At 70.1% G+C, this 15,798-nt stretch carries 15 protein-coding genes; all 15 read right to left on the reverse strand.

Features of this window, described 5'->3' with window-relative positions; genetic code table 11:
* Position 1 precedes the first annotated feature (1 nt).
* On the reverse strand, positions 2-1,738 hold the full coding sequence (locus IPG61_13030) for a hypothetical protein (GenBank protein MBK6734979.1): 1,737 nt from the start codon (positions 1,736-1,738) through the stop codon (positions 2-4).
* A 1,206-nt stretch (positions 1,739-2,944) separates the two neighbouring features.
* Positions 2,945-3,712, reverse strand: coding sequence for an MgtC/SapB family protein (locus IPG61_13035; GenBank protein MBK6734980.1), 768 nt, complete (start codon positions 3,710-3,712; stop codon positions 2,945-2,947).
* Positions 3,713-3,746: 34 nt separating this feature from the next.
* Positions 3,747-4,175, reverse strand: coding sequence for an acyl-CoA thioesterase (locus IPG61_13040; GenBank protein MBK6734981.1), 429 nt, complete (start codon positions 4,173-4,175; stop codon positions 3,747-3,749).
* 139 nt (positions 4,176-4,314) lie between these two features.
* Complete coding sequence (locus tag IPG61_13045; protein ID MBK6734982.1) at positions 4,315-5,262, reverse strand: pyridoxal-phosphate dependent enzyme; 948 nt, start codon at positions 5,260-5,262, stop codon at positions 4,315-4,317.
* An 87-nt stretch (positions 5,263-5,349) separates the two neighbouring features.
* Positions 5,350-7,740: a hypothetical protein gene (locus IPG61_13050; protein ID MBK6734983.1), complete on the reverse strand. Its 2,391-nt coding sequence runs from the start codon at positions 7,738-7,740 to the stop codon at positions 5,350-5,352.
* Positions 7,741-7,892: 152 nt separating this feature from the next.
* Positions 7,893-8,429: a DinB family protein gene (locus IPG61_13055; protein ID MBK6734984.1), complete on the reverse strand. Its 537-nt coding sequence runs from the start codon at positions 8,427-8,429 to the stop codon at positions 7,893-7,895.
* Positions 8,430-8,505: 76 nt separating this feature from the next.
* Positions 8,506-8,781 (reverse strand): RNA-binding protein, encoded by a 276-nt coding sequence (locus IPG61_13060; protein MBK6734985.1) that lies wholly within the window; start codon positions 8,779-8,781, stop codon positions 8,506-8,508.
* A 14-nt stretch (positions 8,782-8,795) separates the two neighbouring features.
* Positions 8,796-9,284 (reverse strand): hypothetical protein, encoded by a 489-nt coding sequence (locus tag IPG61_13065; GenBank protein MBK6734986.1) that lies wholly within the window; start codon positions 9,282-9,284, stop codon positions 8,796-8,798.
* 14 nt (positions 9,285-9,298) lie between these two features.
* Positions 9,299-10,945: an aspartate aminotransferase family protein gene (locus tag IPG61_13070; protein ID MBK6734987.1), complete on the reverse strand. Its 1,647-nt coding sequence runs from the start codon at positions 10,943-10,945 to the stop codon at positions 9,299-9,301.
* On the reverse strand, positions 10,942-11,898 hold the full coding sequence (locus IPG61_13075) for an HAD family phosphatase (protein MBK6734988.1): 957 nt from the start codon (positions 11,896-11,898) through the stop codon (positions 10,942-10,944). Before IPG61_13075 ends, IPG61_13070 begins: the two co-directional genes overlap by 4 nt.
* On the reverse strand, positions 11,895-12,167 hold the full coding sequence (locus IPG61_13080) for an acylphosphatase (GenBank protein MBK6734989.1): 273 nt from the start codon (positions 12,165-12,167) through the stop codon (positions 11,895-11,897). Before IPG61_13080 ends, IPG61_13075 begins: the two co-directional genes overlap by 4 nt.
* A gap of 46 nt (positions 12,168-12,213) precedes the next feature.
* Positions 12,214-13,068, reverse strand: a complete 855-nt coding sequence (locus tag IPG61_13085; protein ID MBK6734990.1) for a hypothetical protein — start codon at positions 13,066-13,068, stop codon at positions 12,214-12,216.
* The gene (locus IPG61_13090; protein MBK6734991.1) at positions 13,065-14,105 is read right to left on the reverse strand and encodes a hypothetical protein; all 1,041 of its coding nucleotides are present in this window, start codon (positions 14,103-14,105) and stop codon (positions 13,065-13,067) included. Before IPG61_13090 ends, IPG61_13085 begins: the two co-directional genes overlap by 4 nt.
* Before the next feature lie 24 nt (positions 14,106-14,129).
* Positions 14,130-14,729, reverse strand: coding sequence for a pyridoxal 5'-phosphate synthase glutaminase subunit PdxT (pdxT, locus tag IPG61_13095; GenBank protein ID MBK6734992.1), 600 nt, complete (start codon positions 14,727-14,729; stop codon positions 14,130-14,132).
* Entirely contained in the window at positions 14,729-15,634 is a 906-nt protein-coding gene (gene pdxS / locus IPG61_13100; GenBank protein MBK6734993.1) for a pyridoxal 5'-phosphate synthase lyase subunit PdxS, read from the reverse strand. The genes pdxT and pdxS overlap by 1 nt, the downstream gene beginning before the upstream one ends.
* Positions 15,635-15,798: the final 164 nt, after the last annotated feature.

Here is a 15,798-nt window from a genome sequence, read left to right on the forward strand (position 1 = left end):
CCTATTTCAGCAGCGCCAGCTTCACGCTACGGACCTGGCCCGCCGCCTCGATGCGACCCAGGTACGGGCCCGACGGCACCGGACGGCCGGCATCATCGCGTCCGTCCCACGAGACCTGGTGCTCGCCTGCGCCCATCGCTCCCCGTACCAGCGTGCGTACGAGGCGTCCCTGCAGGTCGTGGATCGCCACGACCACCGCGCCATCGCGCGGGAGGGCGTAGCGGAGGTTCGTCGTCGGGTTGAACGGGTTCGGCCAGGCGTCGTCCAGGCGCAACGCCGACGGCAGGCCGGCCACGGGCACCTCGTCGCCGCCGCCCTGCGGATCCTCCAGTGACAGGACCAGGTTCGTGCTGGTGCGCGCGCGGATCGTCACGTCGGCCCCGCTCCCGTAGAGCGAGGTCCACGTCGAGCCGTTCAGGCTGTACCAGCTGCGATTGCTCGCGGCAGGCCCGTCGAGATCGACGGGCACCGGGTAGAGATACGACTGGTTGGTCGTCTTGACGGCGATGTAGATGTCCTGCCCCAGCGACAGCGCGAGCGGCGTGGACAGTTCCACATGGTGATAGCCGGCCTCGCTGTAGGCGTGGTTGAGGCTCGACGCCAGCAGGCCGGAGAGCACGCCGCCGCTGAACGTGTCGTACACGTAGACGTCGACGTCAGTCGCCGCGTCGGTGGTCCAGAATTCCACGCGATGCAGGTTCGTTGCCTGCGCCGCATCGTGGCGGGCCATGCCCCACAGCGTCACCCCGACGCCGCCCCAGGCCGCCGTGAACCCGCCCTCGTCATGGGCCAGCACTTCCGAGGCGTCGTCCTGGGCCATCACTTCGCCGACGAACGACGACCACATGCCGACACTGGCCGAACCGTAGGCGATGGTGAAGTAGCCGCCCTGCGCGCCGTAGCCGCAGGTGCCGCCCCACGAGGTGCCCCAGCTGTTCTTGCAGATCCAGCCGCCGGTTCCGCCGGCGTGGACCAGGTTGTCGTCCCAGCCGATGATCATCACCGAGTGGTTCGGCGTCTGCGTGCCGGTGTAGTACAGGGTGGTCGCACCGTTGTAATTGTTGAACGCCGTCGCCCAGGCCGGGGCCGCACCGTCGCCTGCGTACAGCGTGGTCTGCAGCGGACCGTGGTCCAGGAGGTACTGCTTCAGCACTGCCGGCGTCGGCACCGTGCCGCCGCTGATGGCCGACCAGTCGAGCACCAGGTACTGCGTCTGGCAGCCCGCGGTGCAACCGACGTCGGCCGCCACGTACGGGTCGCAGGTCTCGAGCACCGCGCCGTGCGTGGTCAGGAGGTTCATCATCAGGTACTGGTTGCCGCCGGCACAGCTGCTGTCCTGGTAGTGGCATTCCTTGAGGCTGTTCTCCGAGAGGTCGAACTGGCCCTGGCCCGCCATGAGCAGCTTCGATTCGAGGTCGGCCGCCGAACTGAAGGCGTAGCAGGCGCCGCAGGCTCCCTGGTTGCGGACGGGCGTGACCCAGCCCGCGGTGCGGCAGTCGTAGCTGGCGGGCAGTGCCTTGTCGGCGCGCAGCGCGGCGGTTGCCGCGGCCGCGTAATGATCGCCATTGATCGACGGCGGCACGAATCCCCGGCTGTCGTCGGTCGTCACGGCGGCCTTGTCCGGACGCCGGTCCAGCCCGGGAACCGCCGCCGTGGCGGGGACGGCCAGGGTCCAGCTGATGACGAACACCAGGCCCGTCAGGAGCGTCCGTTGGACATGGGTGGCGCGGCGTGACATGGCATTCCTCCGGATGGCGGCGGGTTTCCCGGCGTTCCCGCGGGCATTCTGCAATGCCTTCGGCTTCCCGGGCGCTTTCCGGGCCATTACCGCAAGAAGCGCTCCGGAATCCGCGCGGAGGGCGGCAAGGGCGGGGCGATCTTGACGCCCGGCGGCCGGTGGGCGATCATCGGGGGCCTGAAGACCGCCACCTTGACACCCATTCGCGAGGTCCAGCCATGTCCCGCCATATCGACACGCTCCTGCTGCTGGCGCTGCCGGCCAGCGGCAAATCCGAGGCGCGCCGCTACCTGGCCAGCCTGACGCCGGCCCAGTGCCACGAGCAGTTCGGCATCGGCCAGACAGTGCAGCTGGACGACTTCCCCTACGTGCACATCATGCGGCGCGTCAGCGACGAGCTGACGGCCCGCGGCCACCAAGGATTGTTCTTCGTCTCGCCGGCACTGCCGTTCCGCAACCCGGTCGACTGGCTGACGTTGATCGAGCTCATCAACGAGGACTATGACGACCTGGTGAACAGGCGACGCCCCGCCCCCGAGTCGGCGGCCCTGTGGCTGTTCGACCGGATCGACGCCGCGCGCATTCGCGCCGGCGGCCAGCCCGTGATCGGCGCCCTCGACGCCGCCCTGCGACGCGAGATCGCCGGGCCGATCGAGAAGGAAGCCCGCAAGCTCCTGGACGACAAGGTGCACGAGGTGCCCGATTCGCTCGAGGGCAAGACCGTCGTCATCGAGTTCGCGCGCGGCTGCGCCGACGGACAGGCGATGCCCATCCCCCACCCCTACGGCTACCGCGCCAGCCTGGCCCAGCTGAGCCCGGCGATCCTGGCGAAGTCGAGCATCCTCTACATCTGGGTGACACCCGAGGAATCGCGCCGCAAGAATGCCGCGCGCACCGACCCGAACGACCCCGGCAGCATCCTGCACCACGGCGTGCCGCTGGCCGTCATGTACGGCGACTACGGCTGCGACGACATGGCCTGGCTGCTGGAGAACTCGGGCCAGCCCGACACCGTGCGCGTGGAGCGCGACGGCAACAGCTACCGGCTGCCGCTCGGCCGCTTCGACAACCGCGTCGACAAGACGTCGTTCATCCGCGAGGAGCCGGCGAAATGGGCTGCGGCCGACGTGGCGGCGCTCCAGAAGGGCATGCGCGAGGCGTTCGACCAGCTGGCGCGCGGGCGCGGCGACTCAAACCGACCGGGAATCACCTGCCGGGAGAAGGCATGCGGGCGGCGACGGACTTCAGTTCCGGGCCGCCCGCGGCCCCTTGCCCGCTCAGGTCCGCCGCCATTCGATGCGCTTGATGTCCAGATTCGGACTGCTCGAGCATCTGGAAGATGGCGTGCGACCGCTTGTCGGTGACACCCTTGTGGAAGAACCGCAGCCCGAGGGTGATGCGCGAGGTGCCCGCCACGTAGTCGCGCGTGATGCCGCACGAGAGGATCGTGAGGTTCTGAGACTTCATCAGCGAGATCACATCGGCCGTGCTGACCTTGATGTCGGTCGTGATCTCGATCGTACGGTAGAAGTCCTTCGGATAGAGCCTCTCGAACGACTTCAGCACGATCAGGCCGACCAGCGCGAAAGCCGTCGTGATCACCGCCACCACCGGGTAGCCGGCGCCCGCAGCCATGCCCACGGCCGCCACCAGCCACAGGCACGCCGAGGTTGTCAGGCCGCGCACCGTCGCGCGTTCCTTGATGATGACGCCCGCGCCGAGGAAACCGATGCCGGCAATGACCTGCGCGGCGATGCGCCCCGGGTCGGAGGCGAACCGGTCGCCGCGGGCGGTGCTGGCCACGAAGATGGAAATCACCATGAACACGGCCGAGCCCAGGCTCACCAGCAGGTGGGTGCGCAGGCCTGCGGCCCGCCCGTGGATGTCGCGCTCGAGGCCGACCAGGCCGCCGAGGACGGCAGCCAGGCCCAGTCGGGTGGTGAGTTCGGCAAGCTCCATCGGCATCGGCAACATGGCACGCTCCGTCGTGTTGGTTCAGTCGGTCCGTTCAGTCGCCGCTGCGCCCGGCCTGCTCGCGCCGCCAGGCGGTGAACGGCGCATCGGCCTGCCCCTGCAAGGGCAGCGAGCGCCCCGTCTTCACGTCGACGACAGCGAACGTGACATCGGCCTCGACGAGCAGGCGTCCGTCGCCGGCGTCGAAGATCTCCTGGCGAAAGACGCCGAAACGGGCATCGAGCCGGGTGATCTCACTGTGGACCCTCAGCAGCAACCCTTCCGGCGCCGGCCGCTTGTAGCGGATGTCGATGCCCGCCACCACGAAACCGAAGCCGGCTGCCTGCCACGCCGGCAGGTCGATCACCGATTCGGCCCATCGCCAGCGGGCTTCCTCGAACAGTTCGAGGAAGCGCGCGTTGTTGACGTGGCCGTAGAAATCGCAGTGGTACCCGCGCACGCGGACGGTCATCTCGTGAGGCATCGCGCCCTCCCTGGCGGCGGGACGGAACAGGCCCCGGGAACGGGGCCGTTGCATCCGGTGGGGATCCATGATGTCGCTCGCGCCTGCAACAGTAAAGCGGAGTTTCCCTGCCGCACGGTCCCGCCGGGGTGATCCGGTTTCAGGACAGCCAGGGCAACCGGTCCAGGTCGACATTGCCGCCGGAAAGGATGATACCGACCCGGCACCCCGACAGTTCCCCGCGGCGTCCCAGCGCCGCCGCCAGCCCGATCACGGCCGAAGGCTCCACCACCAGCTTCATGCGTTCGAAGACGAGCCGCATGGCCGCCACGACCTGCGCGTCGTCGACGGTCCACACGGCCTGCACGTGCTTCGCGATGATCGCGAAATTGCGCTCCCCGACCGAAGTGAGAAGGCCGTCGCAGATCGAGCGCGGATCCACCGCCGGCAGGCGCCGACCCGCCGCCAACGAACGCGCCGTATCGTCGGCGCCCGCCGGTTCGGCGCCCACCACGCGCGCACCCGGCTCCAGGGCGGCAAACGCCAGGGCTGTCCCGGCCAACAGGCCGCCGCCGCCGACGGGGCAGAGCACCCACTCCAGCCCGGGCACGTCCTCGGCCAGTTCGAGGGCCGCCGTGCCCTGGCCGGCGATGATGCGATCATCGTCGTAGGGCGGGATGAATGCGGCCCCCGTGCGCGCGACGACCTCCGCCAGCATCGCCTCGCGCGCGGCCAGCGTGGGTTCGCAGGGGATGATCTCGGCGCCATAGCCGGCGACCGCCGCACGCTTGACCGCGGGCGCCGAGGTCGGCATGACGATGTAGGCCGGAATGCCGCGGGTTCGGGCGGCGAGCGCGAGCGCCTGCGCATGGTTGCCGGAAGAGTGCGTGGCCACGCCGCGGGCGGCCTCCTGCGGGCCCAGCGACAGCACGGCGTTCGTGGCGCCGCGCATCTTGAAGGCGCCGACCTTCTGCAGGTTCTCGCACTTGAAGAACAGGTGCGCGCCGCTCAGGGCGTCCAGCGCCGCGCAGGTGATCACGGGTGTCCGGTGCACATGCCCCGCGATGCGGGCGGCAGCGGCGCGGATATCAGCCAGTCCCGGTTCCATGCATGGGGTCCTTTCCGGCCGCCGGGAACGACGGCGCCCGCGCAGTGTAGCGCGGGCGCCCGTCTGCGGTCAGCGGGAATCCGCCGTCTATTTCGCCAGCACCAGTTTCAGGACCGATTCGGCCCCGCCCGCAGTCAGGCGGGCGAAGTAGACGCCGCTCGCCAGTTGCCGGCCCGCGTCATCGCGCCCGTCCCAGGTCGCAGTGAACGTCCCTTTCGCGCGCGACTCGTCCAGCAGCAGCCGCACCTGGTGCCCCCGCACGTCGTGGACGGCCAGACGGACGGGCCCGTCGGAGGGCAGTTCGCAGCGGATCGTGGTCGAGGGATTGAACGGGTTCGGCGACGCCGAACGCGCCGCGAGGATCGTCGGCAACGTGGCGCCGTCGACAGCAACCAGGCTCAACATGCCGGCAAGGTTGCTGGGCGCGCCTTCGTTGCCGTGGATGTCGACCGCAGTCACCCGGAAGTACCAGTATCCCTGCGGCACACGCACCTCGGCGTACGACGTCAGCGCCACATCCGTCAGGAGCGTGGACGGGCCCGGCGTGAAGTCCGGGTCATGGCTGCGGTAGAGGTTGTAGTGGTGCAGGTCCTCGTCGTTCACGCCCGACGGCGACCACGCCAGCAGCACGTCGAAATGGTCGGTCTGCGCCTGCAGGCCCTGCGGCGCGCCCGGTGAGAGGTTGTCCACCGAGTAGCCGGTGATGACGCCCGAGGGCAGCAGGAAGGCGCCCGCCTCGGCCACGACCATGAACTCGGTCAGCGGCGAGTTGCCGGCGGTCCAGTCGCCGTAGGTCGGCGCATTGCAGGCGTACGAGGCCAATTGCAGCGGCAGCACCTGGGCCACCTCGGTCCAGCCGTCCTGCAGCCAGGCGCGCAGCATTTCCGGCCCGGTGCCCAGGCCCTTGGCCCCCGGCCGCCGGTTCAGCACGTGGTATGTGGTGAGGCCGGGCTGGCCCCAGGCGTCCAGCCAGCTGGGGCTCCAGGTCAGGCGCGCCTGGCCGCCCTGGTCGTTCGGGCGGTCGGCCACCGAGGTCAGCGCCGGCGCAGGATCGCCCAGCCAGCCGGTGCGGTCCACGCGCTGCGCATAGATATCCTGGGCCAGGCGTTCGTCGTCCCAGGCGGCCATGATCTCGCCCCCGGTGCCGGCGACGGCAGTCGCGCCGAGCTGCGCGAAGGCGGCCCCGCTCACCAGCAGGCCCGCGGCCTCCCATTGCAAGGCGCCATCGTACCCGAAGCGCTGCCCGCGGATGTCGGTGACGCCTGTGCGCGCGTCGGTCCAGACCAGCGCGAAGTCGCCGGCGCCCACCGCCGCGAGCGATGCCGCGGACTGGTTGCCGGAGGCGCCGCCGGCGGCCTGGCCGTTCAATGCCCAGCGCGTCACACCATCGCCCGCCAGCGCCTGCACATAGACCTGTTCGCCCGTCCAGGCGTCGGACCGGCCATCGGTCCAGGCCACGCAGGCGCCGCCGTAGGGGTCGGCCGCGACCACGACATCGTACTGGTCCCCGGCCGTCACGCAGACGGCACGGCCGTTGTTGAACCACCGCGCCGTGCCGGAACCGTTGAGGCGCTGGGCGTAGATATCGCTGCCGGTGCCGCCGGCGTCGCGGAGGTCTTCCCAGGCCAGCAGCGCGCCACCCGAACCGTCGGGTGCGGCGGCAAGGTCCCGTTGGGCACCGGCGGCCGTGCTGACCACCGCGCCGGCAGCCAGCCACAGCTGGGCGCCGGCCGACGAGAGCCGCTGCCCGTACAGGTCGGTGTCGTTGGCAACGGTGTTGCGCTCGTCCTCCCAGAAGACGAAGGCGCCTCCACTGCCGTCAGCGACCACACGCGGGTCGTGCAGGTCCATCACCTGCGTACAGACGGCCACGCCGCCCGCTCCCCAGCTCAAGGATCCGCCGGAGGTCATGCGCTGGGCGTAGATGTCGGCGCCTCCCCGCGAGTCCACGAACGCCACCACGGCCACGCCCGGTTCTGTGTTCACCAGGGCCGGCTCGATCTGGAACGAGGCCGACCCGGCCACCGCGGCAACGCCGCCGGTGCCCAGCACGCGCGAGCCCGACGCGTTCAGCTTCTGCAGGTAGACGTGGTACTGGAGGGCATCCTGGCTGTCGACGACGGCGAGGAAAGCGCCGCCCTGGCCGTCGCCGACCAGCTCGAATTCCGTGAAGAAACCGGAGGTCTGGAAGGCCAGGACGCCGTCCGCGGTCCACGCGCGCGAGCCGGACGGGTTCACGCGCTGGGCATAGATGGCCGGATTCCCGCCGCCCCGCGTGTCCACCCAGGCCACGATCCAGCCACCGGCGCCGTCCGGGGCAACGCGCGTCCCGGACTGGGCCGACGATTGCGAACAGACGGCATCGTTCACCAGGGCATCATGGGTCCAGGTCGCCTGGGCCGGGGCGGTCGCCGCCAGCAGGGCCAGCCCGACCCCCAGGCAGGGCCACAGCGGCCGATGGGTGTGATTCCGCGACATGGTGCCAGACCTCCGCTTGCGCCGACGGTGGCCGGCCCGGCGGACCGCTGGTCCGGGGCCGGGGTCTATCTTTCGCCAGCGTAGAGCAGGAAGCGAGCCATCGCCAAGCCGTTTCCGGCCGGCCGGCACCGGTGCTGGAGGGTCGGGACCGCTCAGATCTCCACGCCGTACCGCTCGCGCAGCACGTCAAGGTGATGGCGTTCGTGCCCGGCGATCAGCCAGGGGATGGCGCCCGCCGCCAGTTCGGCCTCGTTGGCGCGGCCACGGCGGAGGCGGGCTTCGGCGTCGAAGCTGCGCAGCAGGCGCAGGTGGTCCGTGCGCGCCACGTGGTGCTCGCGCCACAGGTGGTCGAGCGGCCGGCGGCCGGCATTCGAGTGCGCGGCCCATACGTTCTCGTCCATGCCGGGCTGGGCATTCGGCTCGCCACGGGCGATCCACAGGGCGCGGAAGACGAACAGGCGCTCGGTGTCGATCAGGTGCCCGAGCACCTCCTTGACCGTCCACTTGCCGGGGGCATAGCGGTGGTTGCCGGTCGCCTCGTCCAGCTTCTTGAAACCCTCCATGACGGCCAGGCCCTGCCGGCGCAGCTGCAGCAACGGATCGGACACATCGGCCGGCACCAGGTCGAGGTACTTGCGGTAGTAGGGATGGAAATCACCATCGACCGGGCGCGGGTACAGGACGGGCATGACGGGCCTTTCGGGGCAGGGACGGGGCCGGCGTGGCGGCGCCGGATGCGCCGCACCGCAACTCACCGGCCGTGCTTCACCAGGATCGCCGCGGCGGCCTGGCGCCACGGTCATGGGATTCGTTCACGCGCAGGACATGGCCCTGCCAGTCCAGGCCGTCGAGCTCGGCCACGGCCCGCGCTGCCGCCTCGGCCGGCATGGTCGCGAAACCGAAGCCGCGCGGCTCGTTCGTCTCGCGATCGGTGATCAGGTCGACATCCGCCACCTCGTCGTCAGCCACCTCGCCGTGCGCCGCCAGCAGCGCGCGCACGGCCTCGACCGTCGTCCCCGGCGGCAGGTTGCCCAGGTAGATGCGAACCGCCCCGCTCACTTGACCGTGAGCTCCATCTCGACCGGCAGGCTCGCCGGCGCCAGGCAGGTCTTGTCGTCACAGGCCTGCACCGTCAGCCCCAGCTTCACCTTGTGCAGGCCGCGGGCCAGGGTCTCGGGCACCACGGCTTCACCGGTGATCACCTGGCTGCCGGAGATCATGCGGACCTTCTCGCCGAAGAACTCGCCTTCCTCGCCGGCCGGGTACCTGGCATCGAACTCCTCGAGCGGGAACGACTCGTCGGGGATCAGGTCGACACCGATGAAGTTCGAGTCGCCGTGCGCGTACAGGTGCCAATGAGGGGCGATGATGACGGACACCTCGAACGTGATCCGCTGGCCGGGAGCGGCGCTGATCGCCTTCTGGCGCGCGATGGCCTTGACGACGTCGCCCGAGCCCTTCAGCGCCGCCTCGGCGGGCATCGCAACCAGCAGGGAAAGGCCGAGCAGGGCCGGGACCAGGGCGGCAAATGCGAGGCGCTTCATGGGCGCACGCTCCTTCACGATTCGGTTGACTGATTCAGTTCCAGCAGACGGTCCGCCGCGCGCCTGATCACGCCGACCAGACGCTCGATGTCCGCCTGCTCCATGTTCCGGTTCTCGACATTGACCCGCAGGGCGACGCGCCCGTCCAGCACCGTGTAGCTGAACCAGGCATCGCCTTCCCGCTCGACCAGGTCCTGCAACTGCCGGTTCAACCCGTCGGCGCGCTCCGCAGAGAAGCGCATACTGCCGTCGGGCCTCAAGGGTTCCCAGCGGAAATTGCAGATGCCCAGCGTGTTGGGCCCGAGGATGCGGAAATCCGGCTGCCGGCGCATGCGCGCGGCCAGCACCCGCGCCAGTTCGATGTCCTTCTCGACCCAGGCGGCGTACTGCCGGCGACCGACCGCCCGCAGGGCCAGCCACAGCTTGAGCGCGTTCAGGCGCCGGCTGCCCTGGATGCCGTACTGGAAGAAGTTGACCTTGTCACCGTGGTGGAAGCCGCGCCGGTCGGGCGGCGGCGGGGCCGGCTCGCCCCCGGCCGCATCGGTGTCACGCTGGACCTTCTCCATGTAGTACTCGGGATGCACCAGAAAACTGCGCCGCAGGAAGTCGCCGTCGCGCACCAGGATTCCGCCCGCGGAGAACGGCATGTAGAACCACTTGTGCGGGTCGACCGTGATCGAGTCGGCCATGTCGATGCCGCGCAGCATGGGGCGGTACATCTCGCTGAGCATGGCGGCGCCGCCGTAGGCCGCGTCCACATGGAACCAGCAGCCGTACTGGGCAGCCAGCGCCGCCAGGCGATCCAGCTTGTCGATGCTGCCGGTGTTGGTCGTACCGGCGATGCCGATGATGCACGCGGGTTTCAGGCCCGCCTGCCTGTCGGCGGTGATGGCGGCCTCCAGCCGCACCAGGTCGATGCGGTAGAGCTCATCGACGGGGATGCGTCGCAGCTGCGACCGCCCGAGCCCCAGCAGGTCGATCGCCTTCTCGAAACTGTAGTGGGCCTGCGCCGAGACATAGAATGTCAGCCGCGCCAGCTCGGCGCCCGGCGCCGATTGCTCGCGCACGCGCGACAGGTCGCGCCCCAGCACCCGGTTGATCGCGAGCTTGAGCCCGGTGATGTTCGCCAGCGAACCGCCGTCGGTCATGGTGCCGAAACTGCGGTCGGGCAGGCCGAACAGGTCGCACAGCCAGCGGATGACGCGCTTCTCGATGGCCGTCCCCGACGGCGCGTGGCGCCACGAGGCCGTGTTCTGGTTCATGGCCGCGCACAGCGCCTCGCTGAAGATCGCCAGCGGCAGCGGCGCCGGGTTCATCATGCCGAAGTAGCGCCGGCTGCCGATGGCCATGGTGTTCGGGAACACGCGATTGCGGCAGTCCTGCACGAGGTCGGCGAACGGCGTCCCCTCCTCGGGCAAGGGCTCGGCGAACGTGTCGTCGAGTCCGGCCGGCGTCAGCGGCCCGTACACGCGTCGCCCTTCCAGCCCCTGCAGGTACTCCACGACCAGGTCGACCATCGCGTAGCCCATCTCGCGCAGGCCGACATCGTCGACCGGGCCCTCGCCGGTCGGACGTTCGCGCTTGTCGCCGGACAGGTCCTCGGGCATGCCTGCGGCGAAGGAGCGCGGCGGGCGCTGCAGGTCGTCGGCGCGTCCGGTCATGTCCTGTCCTTTCGCGGCACGAGCCCGGCGCCGTGGGGAAACCCTCCGGCGGCGATGCTCTCGAGGACGTGGGCGGCGCCACCGTCGGCAACGGCGCCGGTGACGAAATCCGCTTCCGAAGCCACATCGTGGGGACTGCCCGCCATGGCCACGCTGTATCCGGCCCAGGCGAACATGTCCAGGTCGTTGTAGTTGTCGCCGATGGCGACGGTACGCTCGCGCCCGATGCCGCAGTGTTCGGCCAGGGTGCGCAACCCGGCGCCCTTGTCGCTCGCCGCGTGGAACGCCTCGGCCCAGTACCAGGCGCCGCCGCCCATCAGCGATCGGGTGTTGATCACCTTGACGCGACCCGGCAGTTCGCGTGCGATGGCGCGACTGAGCGCCTCGATCCGGTCCTTCTCGTCGATGGTCCCGACTTCCAGCGCCTGGCGCCAGTCGCAGGCCAGGAGGTCGTCGACCACCTCCAGGCCGCCGGTGTTCTGGCGCCGGCCCTGGAGATAGCGGCCCAGGACGTCGTTGACCGGACGCGCCTCGTGGCGCAGGAGCCCGCCATCGTCGTCGGTACCATACACCATCGGCACGGTGCCATGTTCACGGAACAACCGGACCAGGAGGCGTACCTCTTCGCCGTCCAGGACATGGCAGGCGATGCGTCGTCGCGGTTCGTCGGCCCAGACCACGGCGCCGTTGAGCAGCACCAGGGGCAGGTCGGCCGGCTCCCAGCCGGACCGCGCGAGCAGGCTGCTGGTCGAGTTGAGGTTGCGGCCGGTGCAGAGGGCGAGCACGTGGCCGGCGCTCCGCACGGCCTCCATGGCCGCGATCTCGCGCGGGCGCAGCACCTCGTCGAACTCGGTGTCCAGCAAGGTGCCGTCGACGTCGACCGCCACGAGCCAGCGCCCATCCGGACGCGTCTCTCCGTCGCGATCGCTGCTGCCGCTGCCCATGCCGTTCACCCCGTGACCTTGAAGTCGTTCCAGGCGCCCGCTGCCTCGGACCAGGCGGCGTCGCACACGTCCACACGGGCCCGCACCGGCCCGCGCCCGCACCACGTCGCCAGCGCCTCGAGGGAGACCCGCGGCCCCTCGGCCACCAGTTGCACCGAACCGTCGGCCAGGTTGCGGACCCGACCGGTCAGGCCCAGGCGCAGCGCCTCCTCGCGCGCGTGCCACCGGAATCCGACACCCTGCACGCGCCCGCTGATGCGCAGTTCCAGGCGATCCATGCCGCTCTCCCTGAACCGGCCGGTCCCGGGACCGGTCCGTTCGCGCTCACTCCTCGAGCCACGGCGCCGGCAGCTTGCCGTGCGCAGGGTCGAGCCACTGCCGGACCGTACCAGCGAGCGCACCGGCCAGCGACCGGCCGTGCGCCTCGATCCGGTCCCGGGCGAAGTCGAATTCGCCGTATATCGACCGGCCGTCGCGGCCGAGCATGACACCCAGTCCCAGGCGCCCCGGGCCGTCGTGCGCCGTGACGAAACCCACGGTCCACGAGTCGTCGAGCAACTCGCCCAGGAGGCGATCGACCACGGCATCGGCATCGAGCAGCAGGTGGCCGCGCTCGAGCGCGAAAACCCGTACGGCCCGCAGTTCGTGCCGCCTGACCTCGCGCTTCTCGCGCCAGGCAACCGTCATGTCCTGGGGCGCCAGCTCGGCCAGGACCAGCGTCCGCGACAGGCGCAGGCTGCCCGGATGGTAGCCGAGGATGCTGTACGGCAGCGGGAACCCCAGCGCGCCGTCGAAGGTGATGACCCATTCGGCGCGCACGCGCGCACCCGCGTGGCGCCCCTCGCTGCCGGGAGCCGGACGCCGGCGCTCCAGCGAGACCAGCTTCTCGACGGGAAGCCGCGACGAACGTCCACGGGCCCGCGCACTGGCCTGGAGGTCGGCGGCGTGCCAGAGACCCAGCGAGTCGCCCTCGGCGCGCGCGACGACGAAGGCGAAGAACGGCTCGAGGATCGTGTCACCGACCGCTGTGGCCGGCGCCGGCCGCAGGCCGAACTCGTTCCAACCCTCGGCACGCACAGCCGACGCCACGGCAACGAGCGCGACCATCACCAGACCCGCAACCAGGGAAGCGACCGCCGCTTCGCGCCGTACAGCGGGAAATCCGGGCCGTTGTCTCATTCAGGGATCGTGAACACGTCGCTCAGCCCCACGCAATAGCCATCGGCGGCATCGGTCGCCTTGATGCGGAACCGCGTGCGCTCGCCGCCCGTGTAGCCGTAGACACTGACCACCCACTGGTAGACCGCCGCGACCGGCACGTCGTTGGCGATCTGTCCGCCCACCACCGGTTCGGCGCCCGCCAGCAACCGCAGGTCCACGAAACCACTGCCGAAATCCTGCGACAGACTCAGATTCATGGTGCTGCCCACGGTGTAGACCGCCCCCGCCGAGAAGCCGGTGACGAAGCAGGCGCAATTCTCGTCGTCGACCATGCGGAACGGCGCGGTCACGTCCTCGCAGCCGGGAACGTCCGGATCCGCAAGCCGCAGCGTGAACCAGTCGTTGGTGCCGAAATGGAAGCTGTCGACCGGGTTCCAGAGATAAGTGCCGTCATCGGGCATGCCCGCCGCGATCACGCCGACGCGTTGCGGCTCGCTGCCCAGGTCGTCCTGCCAGAGTTCGAGGTCGAGCGTCCCGCTCGTGGCATTGCCGTCCCACGTGAGCGGCAGGGCCTCGCCGGCGATCACCGAGTCGGGCAGGTCCACCGTCCAGGCCAGGGAACAGCCGGCGACGTTGGTGAGTGTCAGCCCGGTCTTCTCTCCGGCACAGCCGGTCTCGCCCAGGGCCGTCACGCGCAAGCCGAAATCGCTGCCGTTGGGCTGACCGCCGGTGGCCGGCAGCCAGGAGAAGAACCCGTCGTTGGCCGTCGATGCCGCGACCGTTGCCACGACAACGCCGGCCTTCAGCAACTCGATCTTCACCGCGGTGGCCGGGCCCGTGTGGTCCCAGCGGAGATTGGCCGGGCCGTCGACGCCGACCAGCCAGGCCGTCACCGTGCCCGTGCTGACATTCGTGATCGAGCACGGCTCGGGATCGGTGCCGCCGTCGTCACCGCCGCCGCCACCGCAGCCGACACCGAGGATGGCCAGCAGCGACAGCGCGAAGGCCGCAGCCCAATGGCCTTTTCGACCGTCAACCCGCCTGATCTTCCGCATCGCTCCGCCTTCCCCTGACGGTACTCAGGCCAGGTCCAGGAATGCCTGGTGCAGACGCTGATCGTTCGTGAGTTCGGGGTGGAAGGCCAGGCCGAGCAGTCGCCCCTGCCGAACGGCCACGGGCTGTCCCTCGTGCCGCGCCACCACGGCCACACCGTCGCCGACGAGCGTGATCCGCGGCGCCCTGATGAAGACCGCCGGGAACGGCGGCTGGCCGGCCAGGCAATCGTCGAGTTCGACATCGGCGGTGAAGGAATCGATCTGGCGACCGTAGGCGTTGCGTCGCACCGTGCAGTTGAGCAGTCCGAGCGACGTCACCCCGTGGGTTGCCGACTCGTCGGCCAGGTCGCGTGCCAGCATGATCAGTCCCGCACACGTGCCCATGACCGGCTTCTCGAGGGCGAACTCGCGCAGGGGCTCGCGCAGCCCGGCCAGGTCGATCAGGCGGGTCATGGTCGTGGACTCGCCGCCCGGGATGACCAGGCAGCCCACGTGCGCCAGTTCGGCCGGGCGCCGCACAGAGGCCGTCGTGCAGCCGAGGGCACGGAACGAGGCCTCGTGGCGCGCGTAGTCGCCCTGCAGCGTCAGCAGGCCGACCGGCAGACGCGTGCGCGCGGTCGTCATCACCAGCCGCGGCCCGCCATCTTCTCGCTCTCTTCCATCTCGTTCACGGCGCGGCCGCGCATGGGCTCACCGAGATCCATCGACACCTCGAGGAGCACCTTCGGGTCGTCGTAGTGCGTCGAGGCCTGCACGATGGCGCGCGCGCGCGGCGCCGGATCCTCGCTGGCGAAGATGCCGCTGCCGACAAACACCGTCTCGGCGCCGAGTTGGCGCATCAGGGCCGCATCGGCGGGCGTCGCGATGCCGCCGGCCGCGAAGTTCGGCACCGGCAGCTTGCCCAGCTTGGCCGTGGCCACCACCAGGTGGTAGGGCGCACCGAGCCGTTTCGACTCGGCCATGAGTTCATCCTCGCGCATCGTCGTCAGGCGGCGGATCTCGGTCATCACCTCGCGCATGTGGGTGACGGCCTCGACCACATCGCCGCTGCCGGCCTCGCCCTTGGTGCGGATCATGGCCGCGCCTTCACCGATGCGGCGCAGCGCCTCGCCCAGGTTCCGGCAGCCGCAGACGAACGGCACCGTGAACTGGTGCTTGTCGATGTGGTTGGCATTGTCCGCCGGCGTGAGCACTTCGGACTCGTCGATGAAGTCGACCCCCAGGGCCTGCAGGATCTGGGCTTCGGCGAAGTGGCCGATGCGCGCCTTGGCCATGACCGGGATCGAGACCGCCTTCTGGATCTCGCGGATCATCGCCGGCTGCGACATGCGGGCGATGCCGCCGGTCTTGCGGATCTCCGACGGGATCCGTTCGAGCGCCATGACCGCGACCGCGCCGGCCTCCTCGGCGATCTTCGCCTGTTCGGCATTGGTCACGTCCATGATGACGCCGCCCTTCAGCATTTCGGCCAGGCCCACCTTGTGGCGGAACTGCTCGGTGGCGAAGGGGTCGATCCAGAACGTCTCCATCGGAACCATCCTCCTGGACAGGCGCGTACCGGAAATTGCCGGGGCCCGGCGGGCACCCGGATCGCCCGGACAATTTAATCGCTGGGACGGGCTTCGGAAAGCCCGGGGGACGCCCCCGCGGGGATAACCCTACAGTTTTTCGGCAACCTGCCGATACAGCCCGG

This window comes from bacterium, from assembly GCA_016703265.1.
In the GTDB taxonomy this organism is placed as follows: domain Bacteria; phylum Krumholzibacteriota; class Krumholzibacteriia; order LZORAL124-64-63; family LZORAL124-64-63; genus CAINDZ01.

Coding starts and splice junctions, on each gene's coding strand:
- IPG61_13030 (MBK6734979.1), bottom strand. CDS start 1,738: ATGTCACGCCGCGCCACCCATGTCCAACGGACGCTCCTGACGGGCCTG.
- IPG61_13035 (MBK6734980.1), bottom strand. CDS start 3,712: ATGTTGCCGATGCCGATGGAGCTTGCCGAACTCACCACCCGACTGGGC.
- IPG61_13040 (MBK6734981.1), bottom strand. CDS start 4,175: ATGCCTCACGAGATGACCGTCCGCGTGCGCGGGTACCACTGCGATTTC.
- IPG61_13045 (MBK6734982.1), bottom strand. CDS start 5,262: ATGGAACCGGGACTGGCTGATATCCGCGCCGCTGCCGCCCGCATCGCG.
- IPG61_13050 (MBK6734983.1), bottom strand. CDS start 7,740: ATGTCGCGGAATCACACCCATCGGCCGCTGTGGCCCTGCCTGGGGGTC.
- IPG61_13055 (MBK6734984.1), bottom strand. CDS start 8,429: ATGCCCGTCCTGTACCCGCGCCCGGTCGATGGTGATTTCCATCCCTAC.
- IPG61_13065 (MBK6734986.1), bottom strand. CDS start 9,284: ATGAAGCGCCTCGCATTTGCCGCCCTGGTCCCGGCCCTGCTCGGCCTT.
- IPG61_13070 (MBK6734987.1), bottom strand. CDS start 10,945: ATGACCGGACGCGCCGACGACCTGCAGCGCCCGCCGCGCTCCTTCGCC.
- IPG61_13080 (MBK6734989.1), bottom strand. CDS start 12,167: ATGGATCGCCTGGAACTGCGCATCAGCGGGCGCGTGCAGGGTGTCGGA.
- IPG61_13085 (MBK6734990.1), bottom strand. CDS start 13,068: ATGAGACAACGGCCCGGATTTCCCGCTGTACGGCGCGAAGCGGCGGTC.
- IPG61_13090 (MBK6734991.1), bottom strand. CDS start 14,105: ATGCGGAAGATCAGGCGGGTTGACGGTCGAAAAGGCCATTGGGCTGCG.
- pdxT (MBK6734992.1), bottom strand. CDS start 14,729: ATGACGACCGCGCGCACGCGTCTGCCGGTCGGCCTGCTGACGCTGCAG.
- pdxS (MBK6734993.1), bottom strand. CDS start 15,634: ATGGAGACGTTCTGGATCGACCCCTTCGCCACCGAGCAGTTCCGCCAC.